At 63.2% G+C, this 15,168-nt stretch carries 12 protein-coding genes; 7 read left to right on the top strand and 5 right to left on the bottom strand.

Annotation, left to right across the window (positions count from 1 at the left end):
• Positions 1-197: 197 nt before the first annotated feature.
• Together MA04_RS16855 and MA04_RS16850 are read right to left on the bottom strand one after the other, a co-directional pair.
• On the bottom strand, positions 198-1,070 hold the full coding sequence (locus tag MA04_RS16855) for an NADPH:quinone oxidoreductase family protein (RefSeq protein ID WP_262461711.1): 873 nt from the start codon (positions 1,068-1,070) through the stop codon (positions 198-200).
• Positions 1,034-1,192, bottom strand: a complete 159-nt coding sequence (locus MA04_RS16850; protein ID WP_262461709.1) for a hypothetical protein — start codon at positions 1,190-1,192, stop codon at positions 1,034-1,036. The genes MA04_RS16855 and MA04_RS16850 overlap by 37 nt, the downstream gene beginning before the upstream one ends.
• A gap of 256 nt (positions 1,193-1,448) precedes the next feature.
• On the opposite strand from MA04_RS16850, the gene MA04_RS16845 reads away from it, so the two are divergent.
• The 3 genes from MA04_RS16845 (at position 1,449) to MA04_RS16835 (ending at position 7,139) form a co-directional block, all read left to right on the top strand.
• On the top strand, positions 1,449-4,697 hold the full coding sequence (locus MA04_RS16845) for a carboxyl transferase domain-containing protein (protein ID WP_262461707.1): 3,249 nt from the start codon (positions 1,449-1,451) through the stop codon (positions 4,695-4,697).
• Between the two features lie 73 nt (positions 4,698-4,770).
• Entirely contained in the window at positions 4,771-6,495 is a 1,725-nt protein-coding gene (locus MA04_RS16840; protein ID WP_262461705.1) for a class I adenylate-forming enzyme family protein, read from the top strand.
• A complete protein-coding gene (locus tag MA04_RS16835; RefSeq protein WP_205475442.1) occupies positions 6,492-7,139 on the top strand; it encodes a TetR/AcrR family transcriptional regulator in 648 nt (215 codons plus the stop codon). Before MA04_RS16840 ends, MA04_RS16835 begins: the two co-directional genes overlap by 4 nt.
• A 9-nt stretch (positions 7,140-7,148) precedes the next feature.
• Here the strand turns inward: MA04_RS16835 and MA04_RS16830 are convergent, their stop codons facing one another.
• Together MA04_RS16830 and MA04_RS16825 are read right to left on the bottom strand one after the other, a co-directional pair.
• On the bottom strand, positions 7,149-9,032 hold the full coding sequence (locus tag MA04_RS16830; protein ID WP_262461703.1) for a hypothetical protein: 1,884 nt from the start codon (positions 9,030-9,032) through the stop codon (positions 7,149-7,151).
• Positions 9,033-9,205: 173 nt separating this feature from the next.
• On the bottom strand, positions 9,206-10,213 hold the full coding sequence (locus MA04_RS16825) for a helix-turn-helix transcriptional regulator (protein ID WP_262461701.1): 1,008 nt from the start codon (positions 10,211-10,213) through the stop codon (positions 9,206-9,208).
• A 165-nt stretch (positions 10,214-10,378) separates the two neighbouring features.
• Here MA04_RS16825 and MA04_RS16820 point away from each other — a divergent pair, with 165 nt between their 5' ends.
• Complete coding sequence (locus tag MA04_RS16820; RefSeq protein ID WP_262461699.1) at positions 10,379-11,215, top strand: TauD/TfdA dioxygenase family protein; 837 nt, start codon at positions 10,379-10,381, stop codon at positions 11,213-11,215.
• A 46-nt stretch (positions 11,216-11,261) separates the two neighbouring features.
• Positions 11,262-11,996, top strand: a complete 735-nt coding sequence (locus MA04_RS16815) for a hypothetical protein (protein WP_262461697.1) — start codon at positions 11,262-11,264, stop codon at positions 11,994-11,996.
• A gap of 12 nt (positions 11,997-12,008) precedes the next feature.
• On the opposite strand, the gene MA04_RS16810 is transcribed toward MA04_RS16815, so the two are convergent.
• Positions 12,009-13,565: a long-chain-fatty-acid--CoA ligase gene (locus MA04_RS16810; protein ID WP_262461696.1), complete on the bottom strand. Its 1,557-nt coding sequence runs from the start codon at positions 13,563-13,565 to the stop codon at positions 12,009-12,011.
• A 210-nt stretch (positions 13,566-13,775) separates the two neighbouring features.
• Between MA04_RS16810 and MA04_RS16805 the strand changes: the two genes are divergently transcribed.
• Together MA04_RS16805 and MA04_RS16800 are read left to right on the top strand one after the other, a co-directional pair.
• Positions 13,776-14,066, top strand: coding sequence for a DUF1330 domain-containing protein (locus MA04_RS16805; protein ID WP_014994520.1), 291 nt, complete (start codon positions 13,776-13,778; stop codon positions 14,064-14,066).
• A 106-nt stretch (positions 14,067-14,172) separates the two neighbouring features.
• Positions 14,173-15,102, top strand: a complete 930-nt coding sequence (locus MA04_RS16800; RefSeq protein WP_262461695.1) for an AraC family transcriptional regulator — start codon at positions 14,173-14,175, stop codon at positions 15,100-15,102.
• The last annotated feature ends 66 nt before the right edge of the window (positions 15,103-15,168 follow it).

The following is a 15,168-nucleotide window of genomic DNA, read 5'->3' as shown; positions in this document are numbered from 1 at the left end:
TGGTTATCGATTCGGTGCTAGGTACAGCCAGTACACTGACATGTACTATAATGCATGATGCGGCAAGGGCAAGAGGCAGGGAGGGGTGGAGTTATTGATTTATGATATGTATTTTGAAATATAGTGCGCTTTTTGAGATAAGGCACCCAGGGAGGGAATGGCCGCCGTATCGTCGTCCCATCCGGCGGCCAACGGCCTTACAGATCGGCGCTTTCCAAGTCGGCGATTTCGACCACGGTTTTACCCAATCCGGTGCCGCTCAGCGCGAACTCCAGCGCCTTGGCGAACGCCTCCAGAGGAAAGGCGCGCCCCACCGGCGGTTGCAGCCGGCCCTCATCCACCCAGCTCAGCAGTTGCGCCAGATGCGCCTGACCCCGCTGTTCTTCCAACTGCAGAAACTGCCTGACATCCACGCCGATCAGTCCGGCGCCTTTCATCAGCGGCAGATTGACTCGCAACGAGGGAATCGGCCCGCCGGTAAATCCCAGCACCAGATGGCGCCCACGCCAGTGCAGCGAGCGGAAAGCCGGCTCGAACAACGGACCGCATACCGGATCGAACACCACGTCCGGTGCCACGCCACCGCAGGCGGCCCGCAACCGGTCCCGCCAGCCGTCCGGCTCGGTATCCAGCACTTCGTCCGCGCCCAGTCCCTGGCAGAACGCCCGTTTTTCATCGGAGGAAGCCACCGCCACCACGCGGGCGCCGAGTAGCTTTGCCACCTGGACGCCCGCCGCGCCCAGACCGCCGGCGGCGCCGAACACCACCACGGTTTCCCCTGGTTGCAACGCGGCGCGGTCGACCAGCCCGTGCAGAGCGGTCAGGTAGTTGATGCGGAACCCGGCGGCTTCGGCGAACGTCATGGCATCGGGGATCCGCCGCACTTCCGCTTGCGGGGCCAGGGCGTACTCGGCCAGTCCGCCGTTGACGGTGGCCATCACCCGCTCTCCCACTGGTGATGGTTCGATGCCGTCGCCCACCGCGACGATCCGGCCCGCCACTTCGCGGCCAGGTGTGTGCGGAAGCGCGGGTTTCACCTGGTAGCGACCCAGGGCGACCAGGGAATCCACGTAACCGAGCCCGCAGGTGGCGATGCGTACCAGAATCTCCCCTTCGCCGGGGTAGGCCGCTCGGTTTCGATCAGTTGATAGTCGGTGATGGATGCCAGCGATTCGGCGATCACTTTTTGCATGGTCGGAGTTCCTGTTGTCCGGCGGCTCTGCGGCCGCGGTGAGAGTCCGGGGTGAGAGTCTGGAAGGTAAAGATGTAACGCCCGAAGAGGTCGTTGTACACGGCGGAACCGCTCCGATGTCCGGGAAAACAGCACGCTTTTGGCCAACCGGGAAGAGCCGGTCATAAGAACCATGAAAAACGTAAAAGGACTTGACGCATTAAACGGGCGCCCCGCATAGTCCTTTGACACTAATGTCAACAATAAAGAGGTGTTCATGGCCGGGACCACAGACCATGGCGTGACCAGCGTGCTGGTGGCCAATCGTGGAGAGATCGCCGTACGTATCATCCGGGCGATTCATGAGATGGGCGGGCGGGCCGTCGCGGTCTTCCCGGAGGACGACAAAGATGCGTTGCATGTTCATCGTGCCGACCAAGCGGTAGCGCTGCCGGGAACCGGGGTGGCTGCCTATCTGGATGCCGCTGCCCTAATCGAAGCCGCTGTCTCATCCGGTTGTGGCGCGATTCATCCGGGCTACGGGTTTCTCAGTGAGAACGCGGATTTCGCCCACCGTTGCGCCGAGGCCGGAGTGGTCTTCGTCGGCCCGAGCGCCGATACCCTGAGCATGCTCGGAGACAAGGCACGGGCGAGGGCCTTCGCGATGGAGCAGGGCGTTGCCGTCATGCCCGGCACCACCGGCGCCACCACGCTGGCCGAGGCGGAGGCGTTTGCCGATGAGCATGGAGTGGTGATGATCAAAGCGCTGGCCGGCGGCGGCGGGCGCGGCATGCGCGCGGTCACCGATCGCAGCGAATTGCCCGCCGCGTTCGAACGGTGCCGGTCCGAGGCCGGACAGGCTTTCGGCAATGATGCCCTGTACGTCGAGCGTCTGGCCCGTAACCCCCGTCATATCGAGATCCAGGTGGTGGGGGACGGTGTCAGCGTCCAACATCTGGGTGAGCGCGACTGCAGTATCCAGCGCCGCCATCAGAAACTCATCGAAATCGCGCCGAGTCCCGCGCTCGAAGCCGGCCAGCGTGACCGCATCATCGACGCGGCGCTCCAACTCGCCAGGGCGTTGAAGTATCGCGGTCTGGGAACCTTCGAATTCCTTGTCGACGGTGATGAGGTGTTCTTCATGGAGGCCAATCCGCGATTGCAGGTGGAACATACCATCACCGAACAAGTGACCGGGGTCGACCTGGTGGTGGCTCAGCTGCGCATCGCGAGTGGAGCGCAGTTGACGGATATCGGCCTGGCGGAACCGCCGGTGCCGCGAGGGTTCGCGATCCAGGCCCGGGTCAATCTGGAAACGCTGGACGCCGAGGGCGCGCCGCGACCGGGCAGCGGTGTGATCGACACCTTTACCTTGCCCTCCGGTCCGGGCTTGCGTGTGGATACCTATGGCTATGAGGGTTACCGCGTCAGTCCCCGCTACGACTCCCTGATCGCCAAGGTCATCGGTCATGCCGAGGATTTTAGCGGCGCCCTACGGAGAACCGCCGCGGCGCTGGCGGAATTCGGAATCACCGGGGTTCCCACCAACCTGGGCTTGCTGCATGGCATTCTCACCGAGCCGGATTTCGCGCGGGGACGGTTCGATACCGGGTATCTGGATACGCACCTTCCGGCACTGCTTGAGCATCGGCGACCCGGGCACCACCTGCCGACGGCAGTGAAGGCGGAGGAGGGCGGCAACGCCGGGCCCAGGGCGCCGGAAGGCGCCAGCGTCGCCCGCTCGCCCCTGGGAGGTGTGCTGCTGAGTGTCGAGGTGGCCGTCGGTGATGTGGTCGCGGCGGGGGCGCCGCTTCTGGTGGTCGAGGCGATGAAGATGGAACATGTGGTCCGCGCCACGGAATCCATGCGTGTGGACGCGGTGGTTGCGGCGGTGGGCGACTTCGTTGACGAGGGTGATCTGCTTGCTTATGGCAGCGCCGTGGACCATGCCGATGACCCCGCCGCCGAGGCCGCCGGGGAAGACTGGTCGGCGGAGGTGGCGGAGATCGAACGCCGTCGCCAACTCGCCGAGGCCATGGGCGGCACGGCGAAAGTCGAACGGCAACGGGCGGCGGGCAAGTTGACGGCGCGGGAGCGCATCACCGCGCTGGCCGATCCGGACAGTTTCCGTGAGATCGGTGCCCTGACCGGTTTCGCGGACTACAAAGGTGGGCACGCCGAACGTATCCTGCCGGCCAACTTCGTCGCCGGGACAGCGGCGGTGGCCGGCCGCAAGGTGGTGCTCGGCGTGGACGACTTCACCGTGCGCGGTGGTTCCGGCGATGCCGCGATCCACGACAAGCAGATCTATGCCGAGCGCTACGCGCGCGAGATGCGTCTGCCGGTGGTGCGTCTGCTCGATGGCGCCAGTGGCGGCGGCAGTGTCAAGACGGCGCGCGAGAATGGCTTCACTTACATTCCGGTCAACCCGGCCTGGGACGCGGTGGTGGACAACCTCTCCCTGGTGCCGGTGGCGGCGGCGTGCCTGGGGCCGACGGTGGGGCTGGGAGCGGCGCGTCTGGTGATGTCGCATCTGGCGGTGATGGTCGAAGGGCTGGGGCAGCTGTTCACCGCGGGCCCGCCGGTGGTGCGTGGTGGCACGGGCGAGGACCTTACCAAGGAGGAGCTTGGTGGCGCCGATATACATCGCGGTACCGGCTCGGTGGAACGGATCGTGCCCGATGAGGCCGCTGCCTTCGCGGTAATCCGGACGTTCCTGGGATATTTGCCCGCCAGCGCCTTCGAGACTCCCCCGGTGGTGGCGTCGGCGGATCCGGTGGATCGTCGGGAGACGTCGCTGCTGAGTGCGATCCCGCGCAACCCGAGGCACCCGTACGCCATCGGGCCGATTCTGGAAGCTATCTTCGATGCCGGCTCCGTGTTCACCTATGCCGAGTACGGGGACGGTATCGTCACCGCTCTGGCGCGGCTGGACGGGCACCCGGTCGGTGTGATCGCGTCGGATCCGATGCGGGGCGCGACCATGTCGGTGGAAGGCGCACAGGCGGTGGGCCGCCTGGTGGACCTGTGCGAGACTTTCCATTTGCCAATTGTCAGTCTCACCGATCAGGCGGGCATGACCATCGGTTCGGTGGCGGAGCGCCGCGCCACTATCCGTGCGGGAGCGCGGGCGATCGCCGCCGTCTATCAGGCGCGGGTACCGCAGGCCGAGATCATTCTGCGCCGCGTCTACGGCGTCGGCGGCGCCGGCATCATCAATCGTCACCGCGCCAGCCGCAGTTGGTCATGGCCGTCAGGCGATTGGGGATCGCTCCCGGTTCAGGGTGGCATCGAGGCGGCGTTCCGCGCTCAGATCGAAGCCAGCGATGATCCGGCCGCCACCATTGCCGAAATCGCCGCGGAGCTGAAGGCGATTTCGTCTCCGTTCCGAACCGCCGAGCACTTTGGCGCCCAGGACCTCATTGACCCCCGTGACAGCCGCGCCTTGCTGTGTGATTGGGTACGCGATGCTTATCGATTGCTGCCCGAGCAGGTTGGGCCGCCGGCGTTTGGGACGCGGCCCTGATCACAAAAACAAGGGCACAATAAAAACGGCGAAATAACAACAAATCAGACTTTGATTCGGGAGAGAAACCACAATGAATGAGACGGAACTGACCGCCCTGCTGCGGGAAGACGGCGAAATCATTACCGAACGGCTCGATCACTGGGCGAAGGTGGCCGGGGAAAGAGCGTTCTTCCATTACGGCGAGGACGGCGTCACCCTCACATACGCCGACTTCGGCGAACGTACCGACCACATTGCCGGTAACCTCGCCGCGCTCGGCATTGGCAAGGGAGACCGGGTCAGTGTCTTCACCCTGAATCCCATGGTGAGCGCGCTGATGATGTTCAGTATCTGGAAGGCCGGTGCCGTGTACTGTCCGGTGAACTTCAGCTACACCGGGCGGTTGCTTTCGTACCAGCTCAATGACACCGCGCCGAAACTGTTGCTGACTGATCCGGCCCTGCTGAGCGCGGTCAACCAGGTCGCCGGTGATCTGGCGGCGGCGCCCTCGGTGATCGTCTACGATCCGCCGGCCGGTGCTCACGATCATGTGAATAACCGTGACGAGGTCGATAGCCGTTTCGCCGAGTTGCCCTGGGGGGCACTCATCGCGCCGGCCGGGCGGCCGGACATTACCGTGTCCTTTGATGATCCGGCCAACGTGGTCTATACCTCCGGCACCACCGGACCGGCCAAGGGCGTGCTGCAGCCGTATCGCTGGATGGCGCAGTACACCTTCAAACTGCGGCAACCGCTGACTCCGGACGATGTGGTCTACAACGATCTGCCCATGTATCACGTCGGTGGCGCCATCGCCAATGTGGCGCGTGCCGCCTGGGTGGGCTGTGAGGTGGCGGTATGGAACCGTTTCAGCCCCGGTGATTTCTGGAAACGCGTTGCCTCCCGGGGAGCGACCACGGCGATCCTGCTGGATGTGATGATCCCGTGGCTGACCAAGGCGCCGGAAGGGCCGGATGACCGGCGCAATACCTTGAACAAGGTGCATATGCAGCCGTTGCCCGAGCATCATGCTCTGGTGGCGCGCCGGTTCGGGCTTGATTTCGTCACCGCCGGGTTCGGGCAAACCGAATCGGGCTCGCCCCTCGGCTTGCTTTTCGAGGAGACCGCGGAAGGCGAGGGCACGCCCGCGGAGTTGTACCGGGGCCGTTCCCACGAGGAGGTCAAACAGCGGGCGGCGGCGGCGGGCATGGCGGTCCTGCCCGGCGGCGAGGACCGGCCCAGGCGGTTGATGGGACACCCGGCGCCGTTTATGGACGTGGCGGTACTGGATCAACAGGATCAGCGGTGCGGCCCCGGCGAACCGGGTCAACTGGCGGTGCGTCCAAAGCTGCCGGGGCTGATCATGAGCGAGTATCTGGGTAAGCCGGAGGCCACCGTCGCGGCCTGGCGCAACCTGTGGTTCCATACCGGCGACGCGGCGATGCAGCTGGAAGACGGCATGTTCGCCTTCCTGGATCGGCTCGGTGACCGGATCCGGGTGCGCGGCGAAAACCTGTCGTCATTCCAGGTGGAGGATTTGCTCAATCAACATGCCTCCGTGGCCCTGGCCGCGGTGTTCGCCATCGCCAGCAGCGAGGGCGATGAGGACGATGTGGTGGCTTATGTGACGGTGGAGGAGGGTGCGCGGCTGAGCGAGCAGGCATTGCACGATTTCGCCGCGGAGACCATGCCCAAATACATGCGGCCGCGTCACATTCGGCTGATCGATGAGATTCCGCGTACCCCCACCAATAAAATCGAGAAGTACAAGTTGCGCGCGCGGATCCTCAAGGAACTGGGACGGGAGCCACAATGATGTCGGATCATGCCGCGGAACCGGCTTGCGGGAAGAATCAGCCGGCCTGGGCGGCGGCGCGTCAGCGACGGGCTGGCGAGGAGCATCGCATGCGCACGGTGCTGCTGGAGGCGGCGGCACGGGCCTTTGCCCGATCCGGGTACGGCGGCACTTCCATCGGCGCCATCGCCGCCGAGGCCGAAGTGTCCCGGCCGGCGTTCTATGCCTACTTTGCTTCGAAGCGGGAGGCCTTCCTCGAAGTTGTCGCGGCGTTACGGGATGAATTTCTTGCCGCCCATGAATTCCCCGGAATGGATGACCCCTATGAGCTGGGGCGGGCCGCCACCCGCGCTTTTCTTGCCGCCCATGCCGCCAACGCGGCGCTGCTCACGGTGGTGGAACATGAAGCGGAAGGGGATGAGGAAGTGCGTGCCATGCGTGACGAGATGCGGCGTCGCCCGGCCCGGCGCATGGCCCATTATGTCGAACGGCTGGTGGCGGAAGGGCGGGCCGACCCGGTGGCCGACCCGGAGTTGCTGGCGGGGGTGATGAACGCCACTTTCACCCGCTTCGCACGAGAGCTGCCCGATGATGCCGCCGCCTTCGAACAGAAGGTCGAAGAATTCACCGCGATTTATCTGAGGCTGATCGGAGTGCGTGGATAAACACCGGGGCTACGGACAGTCGCTGATAATGCCGAGACTGCTCACCGATTCCAGGCTGGGGTAGCTCATGTACAGATCCCGCACACCCACGACTTCAAGGGTCTGGCCAATCATGGCCGGGTTGTTGGCGGGACTGTATTCGGCCCGTTGATCCGCTTCCAGTTTCACGTAGACCGTGGCGTTGCTGTTCAGGTCTCCCAGCTCCAGCGCATAGGGATCGTTGACGCCGCTGATCACCTCGCCGATCACGGTAAGCGGGGTACCCGGGCTGGCGGCATAGGCCTGTTCCACCGAGGCGGCATCGGCACCGCAGGGGTTGGCGCCGGTGTCCGTCAACTGCATATCCGTGACGTATTCGATGCTGGCCTCGCCCATGTACAGATCCCGCTCACCGCTGACTCGCAGACTTTGCCCGATCAGGGCGGGATCGTTCTGCGGGCTGAATTCCTGTCGGTACTGACTTTCCAGTTTCACATAAAGAGTGGCGGTGCCGTCCAGGTCCTGGATTTCCAGAGCATACTCGCCGTTGATGGCCTGAGTGATGGTGCCTTCCACGGTAACGCTGCTACCGGCGGGCAGGGCCAGTGCCTGGCTGACACTAATGGCTTCGCCATCTCCGCCACCATCTCCGCCGCCACCACTGTCACCGCCCGGACCTTCCGGTGCACCGTAGGCGCCGTAGTCGAAGGTGCTGGCATCCCAAGGATTGTAGCCGCTGGAGGGGCTGCTCCAGGGTTGACCATTGTCCGGGTCGTCCATTTCCTCGGCGGCCATGGGCGTCGGTGTGGCGGTACCGGCGGGGTGGGCGCTGCTGTTGAACTGGCTGTAGCTTTCAGGGGTGGCCAGCCAGTCGACCAGATTGATGCTGAGCTGGGCGGCGTTGCCGGCATCGGTCCAGCCCGGGTAGGTGCTCTTGCTGTTGCCATTGTCCTGCCGCTTGTACTTGGGCGAGGCATCCTCGATCGGGCTGGAATCGCCGATGAAGGCCGCCTTGCCGGGGCCGGACTTGGCGATGGCGACATAGGGGCCTTCCGCTTCACCGCCGAAATAGAGGCCGGAGTCCACCGCATGGTTCCAGCGGCTGGGACTGTCACTGGCGGAAAAATAAACCAGCCCCTTGGCCCGGTTAGGGTCGGTGATGGCCAGGGTGGCGCCTCCGGCCATGAGGACCGGGCCAACACCGGTGGTGAGGCCTTCCACCTGACTGGCGGCTTCGATGCCGCTGGCGCCACTGTGCCAATCGATGGCGTTGAAGCGGAAGCGGATACCGAAGTTCTGCGCCAGCCAGCCGCTGCCGGGGTTCCCAGGGTTGCGCAGATCACCATAGCCGCCACCGATGTTGAACTGGGCCAGGGTGGAACGATTGTAGCCGTTGAACACCTCGGTGCTGTCCCAGGTGTTCAGGTTGCGGTCGGCGTTGTAATGATCGGCGATAAAGAAAATGCCTTTGCCGTCGGCGACGAAAGCCTCCAGCGCCTGCAGCTCGGCCAGACTGAAGGGACGGTTGCTTTCCGCCAGCACCAGCACATCGGCATGGCTGATGGCGGCGAAGGTAATGACCGCCTCGTTGGCATCGCTGTTGGCGCTGGCGGGGTCGGTGTAATCGTCCACGAACTGGATGACGCCGTCGCTGTTTTTATCCACGCCTCGATATTCCTGGACCGTGTAGCCTTCGGCCACCAGAGCATCGGCGAAATCGGAGAAGGCGCCATCGATCACCCAGTCCGCGTTACCCTCGGTGCCACCATGAGAGGCGTCGAACAGCACCACCTTGCCATTATCGTTGCTGCCCGGCGTTTTGATCGGCGCCGGATAATTCCATTGATAAGGGGCGGCCTGAGCCAGTCCCACGGTACCGCCCAGCAAGGCAGCCAGTAAGGTTGTTTTCATCATCGTTGCGCATCCTGCGAATAAAAATAGAGGAGCTTGCAGACTGGCAACGGAATAAGAACAGGCGATAAAAACAACGTGATGGTTTGGTGACGCAGTCAAGGTTTGTGGCCGGCTTGGCAATCACCGGGGGCTTCACGGGGGCGTCATGACACAGTCATTGTCCTGACTTGATTTTACACATGCGGCTGTTCCCTGAAGCGTCGGGGTGACACACCAAACCAGTTCTTGAAGGCGCGATGAAAGGTGCTGAGGTCGGCGTAACCCAATTCCTCGGCGACGGCATCGGTACGCCAGCCCTGAACGATCATGCGTTGCAGGGTGCGGGTCTTCAGCACGGAGATCTTCAACTGGCGAAAACTGGTGTCGTGTTCACGCAGGTGACGTTGCAGCACGCGTTTGTGCAACCCCAGAGCCAGGGCCACATCGTCGATGGTGCGGAGCGCGGGCTGGCCGTCATCAATCAGTTCCTTGATGCCATCGATGAAGGTCTGCCGACGGCGCTTGGCACGAATCAGCCCTTCAGCGTAACTGAGATTGATCTGGTAGAGGTGCTCGTCCCGCTCGCTGACCGGCGCCGCCATGGCCTCGCCGTCGATTTCGAGAAAGAAGTTCCCGGAATGTGCCCGGCAGGGACAGTTCAGCGCCTGGCCGATACGTTCCGCCGCCATCCCTTCGGGCACCAGGAAGCGCCGCACCTCCAACTGATGGTTGGTGACCGTGCGCAGCAGTCCCAGCGTTTGCGTGACAATGGACAGCACCTGTTGGTTGGAGACCAGCACGGCACCCGGTGCCGGAACATATTCGCAGCGTACCACCCGGTTTGCGGCCCTGGGGAGGATCCGGTACTGGCCGCTGTCGCTGAGCAGGGGCTGGTAGTCCACCATGTGGCGCAACGCCTGCAACGCGGTCGGGCTGTGCAGCATGATGGGCAGCAGGACGCCGCCGGTGCGCGGGCTCTGCCTCCGAGCCACGTCAATGCCCAACAGCGGGTTATTGCTGATGGCACTGGCACGATGCCACAGGGTGCGGGTGGCTTCGATGCCAAGATGGTGACCATCAATAATTTGCCCTTCACGAATCTCGCGGATTCCTATGCCAAGTTGCCGGGTATCGAGGCCGACTTTCTCGAACGCCTGCAACAGTCCGGAAACCCACAGATGGGCCACGTGGAAGTGGTTCATGGCTCGTCTCCTGATCCGGATAAGCATAACCAGAACGGGATGGGTGCGGTTAGTGGCAGGACGGACAGGTGTCGCCAACTGCAAATAAAGCTCGCCTTCCAGCAATGTATTGACCGGCGGGCTCCCGCATAGTCGTTCGCATGATAAACAAAACAGGAGCAAGCCATGTCTTTCACCGTAAGCCCCACCGGTGCTGCCTGCGGCGCCACGATTAACGGACTGGATCTGTCCCGGCCTTTGGACGCGGCCACGGTGGCGGCGGTTCGGGACGTTTGGCTGGAACACAAGGTGGTGGTGTTTCCCGACCAGGACCTGTCGGATGACGATCTGGAGCGGTTCAGCCGCTATTTCGGCGAGTTCGCCGGTGATCCCTATATCGCTTCGATGGAAGACCGGCCCAATATCATCGAGCTGCGCCGTACCGCGGATGAAACCTCACCGATCTTCGCGGACAGCTGGCACACCGATTGGAGCTTCGGTGAAACTCCGCCGGCGGCTACCATTCTGTACGGCATCACCATTCCGCCCCAAGGCGGCAATACGGATTTCATTAACCAGGAAAAAGTGCTGCGGGACATGCCGGAAGAACTGCGGCAGCGGCTGCAGGGCAAGGTGGCTCTGCATTCGGCGCAACGGGCCTACGCACCGGACGGGATCTACGGCGATCAGGATTCCAGCAAAGGGCGGGGCTTCAAAATCCTGGCCTCCGATGATGCCTACAAAGTACAGCCGCACCCGATCATCCGTTCGCATCCGGAAACCGGCAATGAGTCGATCTTCGGCTGTATTGGTTACATCCTCGGATTCCAGGATATGGAACCGGATGACAGCATGGCGTTGTTGATGGATCTGTACCGCTGGCAAACCCGGGAGGAATTCCAGTATCAGCATGAATGGCAACCGGGCATGTTGGTGATGTGGGACAACCGGGCGGTATTACACAAAGCCAACGGCGGTTATGAAGGCCATGAGCGGGTGTTGCACAGGACCGTGATCAGATAATCGAAACAGAAATCATCCGAGACGAAGCATGGCAAAGGCCGCTGTTATGACCGATCAGACTTCATGGATACCGCTGCTCGCGGAGGCCGTTACCCGGCACAAGACATTGCCGCCACTGCCGCCCGGTTTGACCGAAACGGAAGGGTATCAACTGGCACGCCGGCTGGCGGAAGCGGTGGCCGGGGATCAGGCCCATTGTGGATTGAAAGCGGGGCTGACCGATCCGCGCATACAGAACCATCTGGGGTTGAAAGAAGCGATGTTGGGGCATCTTTACCCCAATAGACGCCTGGAGCCGGGAGGCCGTTTGTGCCCCCGTGGCAAGGCCATGATCGAGTGCGAGCTGGCGGTCTTCGTGGACGCCGGGGGGCGACCGCTGTCGGTGGCACCAGCGCTGGAGTTCGTCAACGTGGACTTCGCCCGCCCCGAGGACCTGACGCCTCCCAATCTGGCGGCGATCAACCTGGGTGCCGACGCCTTTATGGTGGGTGAGACACGGCCGTGGGATAACGCCGCCCTGGCCAGTCTGGATAGCGCCCGGATTCAACTGTATCGGGAGGACGAGCTGTTGTTGGACGTGCCGGCCAACACTTCTCTTGGCGGTGCCGCGGAAGCGTCACGGTGGATGCTCGACAAGGCCCGCCGGCTGGGCTGGTCATTGAGCGATGAAACCCTGCTGATGACCGGCACCGTGGGCAAGCCATTGGCGTTCGTGCCAGGGCTTTACCGCGCCGATTATGGGCCGTTTGGCTCGGTGTCGTTCACCATCGATGACCAGTAAAACAGGCACGACTCAACTGACTTGCCGTTCGCGTCCCCCCCAATGCTCTTCACGCAGCTTGTACTTCAACAACTTGCCGGCGGGGGACAAGGGCAACTCGGAGCGTACTTCCAGGCTGCGTGGGATCTTGTAGTTGGCGATCAGTGTTTTGCAGTGCGCCATCAGTTCATCCAGTTCCAGTGTGCCGCCGTCCTGCAATACCACCGCGGCGTGGACGCGTTCGCCCCAGTCGTCGTCGGGAATGCCGATCACCGCGCACTGGGCCACCTGCGGCAGTTGCAGCACGGCTTCTTCCACTTCGGCGGAATAGACGTTCTCGCCGCCGGTGACAATCATGTCCTTGATCCGGTCGACCACATAAACAAAACCGTCTTCATCCATGTAGCCGGCGTCGCCGGTGTGCATCCAACCGCCGCGCAGAGCGTCCTCGGTTTGCTCCGGTTTGTTCCAGTAACCCTGCATCACCACCGGACCACGCACCACGATCTCACCGCGAGTGTGGGCGGGCACCGGTTCATCGTTATCGTCGACGATGCGCATTTCCACCATTGGCAGAGGGCGGCCGGCGGACATCATCTTGCCACTGCGGAAGCCTTCCTCGGTGTGCCAGTCCGGGGTGAGGATGGAGACCGTGGGGGACAACTCCGTCATGCCGTAGGCTTGCAGGAAGCGGGCCTGGGGCAGGGCTTCGCGGGCACGGTTCAACAGCGTGCTGTCAATCGGCGAGGCGCCATAAAGCAGATGTTTGAGGCTGCTCAGGTCGTATTGCGCGAAGTCCGGATGGCTCAACACCATGCGTATCATGGTCGGCACCAGAAAAGCCTCCAGGATCCGCTCCTGCTGGATCGCCCGCAGCACCGCCAGCGGCTCGAACATGGGAATGATGACACTGGTGTTCAGACGTGCGGTGGCCTGCAGGATCAGCCCCGTGCCGGCCACATGGAAGGTCGGGGCCGCGTGCAGGGTCACCGAGCGGTAAGGCATGCCGGACACCGCCTGGGAGCCAAGCCCGTCGATGTACAGGTTGGTGTGGCTGAGCATGACGCCCTTGGGTTTGCCGGTGGTACCGCCGGTGTACATCACCGCCGCCAGATCATCGCCATGACGATGGGCGTCCGCCACCGGCGCGCTGTCGGCGATCAGGGTTTCAAAATCATGGGTGCCGGCGGGAGCGGCTTTCTCGCCGGCATAAATGACGGTTTTCAACGAGCGGGATCCTTGCCGCAGTTCCTCAAGCAAAGGCAAAAAGGTATCGTCCACCATCAGAATGGTGCTGTCGCAGTCGTCCAGGGAGTAAATGATTTCCTTCGGACTCCAGCGAATGTTGACAGGATTGATCACGCCGCCGGCCCAGAAGGTGGCGTAGATGGCTTCCATGTAACGGTCGGAATTGAGACTCAGAATGGCGACGCGATCACCGGCGTCGAGCCCCAGTGTTCGCAGCCCGCCCGCCAGCCGCGAGACTCTCGAGACCAGATCGCGATAGCTGCGCCGCCGTTCACCGTGGATCGTGGCGGTGCGTTCGGGCACTTCCAAAAGGGCTTTGTGCAATGGCTGAGTGAGATACATGGGGCCTCCTGGCGTTATTGTTAGCGGGTCCCGCGGTCCGGGTTGTGCGATTTGGCGGCGGCCCGGCCAGCGTTTCTGAAACTAGAAGAGCGGCATGGGCCGAACCATCGTCGGAAGCGACGATTTGCCCGGACAGGCCGATCGGGCGCCTGGCTTCAGACGGAGTGCCATGCCGGCCTACCAGAACCGAAATTTAATCAGGAGAACGTTATGACCGCGTACATCGTATTGATGAAGGAAACCACCCATGACCCGGCGGAACTGGAGATTTATGCCCAAGGCGCCAAGGCCGCGCGGGGTGACCATCCGATCACCCCGCTGGCGTTTTACGGTGATCTGGAAGTGCTGGAAGGACCGGCAATGGAGGGCGCGGTCATTCTCCAGTTTCCGGATGTGGAGGCGGCACGCGCCTGGTATTACAGCCCGGCCTACCAGGAAGCCATGCAGCATCGGGTCAAGGGTGCGGATTGGCGCGCATTCATCGTCAAAGGGGTGGCCTGAAAGCTTGCCATCGGCGTCGACGCGGCGCAGCTTAACAGGTCGCGGGCCGACTCCGGGGGAGCACCGGGATACGCCTGCCGAACCCCGAGCCGCCTGGAGCCCGCCCATGCATGTGGAATACGCCACCGATCATCTTGAGCGTCCCCGCCGCTTCGAGTATTGGCATGATGTGGTGTGCCGGCACTGTATTCCCGCCGACAGCCGTTTGTTGAGTCAAACCCCGTTTGATGGCCGTCTGTCGGTGCGGGATCTCGGCTCCAGCGCCATCAGCACCATGGTGGCGCCGTTACACCAGTGGAGCCGGGAGGCCAGTCATCTGCGTACCCATCCGGATGAGGATTTATGGATTGGCTTCGCCGAATCGGGCCATGGCGTGTTGGAACAGAATGGTCATCAGACGCCGCTGGCCGATGGCACCCTGGTGCTTTATGACGCCGCCCGGCCGTTTCAATGCACACTGGAAGCCGGCCGGGTTTATCTGGTCCGGCTTCCGCGTCGGGCTCTGTTAAGACGCTTCCCTCAGGCGGAGCGTGGCATCGGACAGGCGTTGGCGCCACACCGGCCAGGGGTGGCGCCCCTGCGCACCATGATCCAGCAAGCCGCGACTCTGGAGGTGAGCGATGAGCGGATCGGCGCCGCGGAACAGTTTGGCCGGGCGTTGCTGGACCTGGCGGCGGTGGCGCTGGAATGGCAGGGCGAGTTTCTCGACGGCGCCATTGAACACGATCTCCATGGACGTCTCTGCCGGTTCATCGAGGCGCATTTCGAAGACCCGTCGTTATCACTGGTGGCGCTGGCCCGTGCCCACCATGTGTCGCCTCGCACCGTGACCCGCGCTTTCGCCCGCCATGATCAGACGGCCATGGGCATGGTCTGGCGTGTGCGTTTGGAAGCGAGCCGGCGGGCGTTGGAGGAGGGGCGTGTGGCCAGCGTCACCGAAGCGGCGTTCAATCACGGTTTTACCGACGTCTCCCATTTCAGCCGCGCCTTCCGCCGGACGTTCGGCAGGGCACCGCATACCCTGTTGCGGCACTGACCGCAAGAGCGCCACTGATTCTGTCCTTCCGGGCACAACGGCTTGTCCTTCTCAGTCCAGCGCCGG

The organism is Alloalcanivorax balearicus MACL04, from assembly GCF_025532145.1.
In the GTDB taxonomy this organism is placed as follows: domain Bacteria; phylum Pseudomonadota; class Gammaproteobacteria; order Pseudomonadales; family Alcanivoracaceae; genus Alloalcanivorax; species Alloalcanivorax balearicus.
The sequence above is the reverse complement of the archived record's forward strand: the minus strand, read 5'-3'. Positions and strand labels throughout refer to the sequence as shown.

Excerpts from the sequence above, each read along its gene's own strand:
- MA04_RS16845 (WP_262461707.1), top strand. The coding sequence starts at position 1,449 with ATGGCCGGGACCACAGACCATGGCGTGACCAGCGTGCTGGTGGCCAAT.
- MA04_RS16820 (WP_262461699.1), top strand. The coding sequence starts at position 10,379 with ATGTCTTTCACCGTAAGCCCCACCGGTGCTGCCTGCGGCGCCACGATT.
- MA04_RS16835 (WP_205475442.1), top strand. The coding sequence starts at position 6,492 with ATGATGTCGGATCATGCCGCGGAACCGGCTTGCGGGAAGAATCAGCCG.
- MA04_RS16810 (WP_262461696.1), bottom strand. The coding sequence starts at position 13,565 with ATGTATCTCACTCAGCCATTGCACAAAGCCCTTTTGGAAGTGCCCGAA.
- MA04_RS16800 (WP_262461695.1), top strand. The coding sequence starts at position 14,173 with ATGCATGTGGAATACGCCACCGATCATCTTGAGCGTCCCCGCCGCTTC.
- MA04_RS16830 (WP_262461703.1), bottom strand. The coding sequence starts at position 9,032 with ATGATGAAAACAACCTTACTGGCTGCCTTGCTGGGCGGTACCGTGGGA.
- MA04_RS16825 (WP_262461701.1), bottom strand. The coding sequence starts at position 10,213 with ATGAACCACTTCCACGTGGCCCATCTGTGGGTTTCCGGACTGTTGCAG.
- MA04_RS16805 (WP_014994520.1), top strand. The coding sequence starts at position 13,776 with ATGACCGCGTACATCGTATTGATGAAGGAAACCACCCATGACCCGGCG.
- MA04_RS16840 (WP_262461705.1), top strand. The coding sequence starts at position 4,771 with ATGAATGAGACGGAACTGACCGCCCTGCTGCGGGAAGACGGCGAAATC.
- MA04_RS16815 (WP_262461697.1), top strand. The coding sequence starts at position 11,262 with ATGACCGATCAGACTTCATGGATACCGCTGCTCGCGGAGGCCGTTACC.
- MA04_RS16850 (WP_262461709.1), bottom strand. The coding sequence starts at position 1,192 with ATGCAAAAAGTGATCGCCGAATCGCTGGCATCCATCACCGACTATCAA.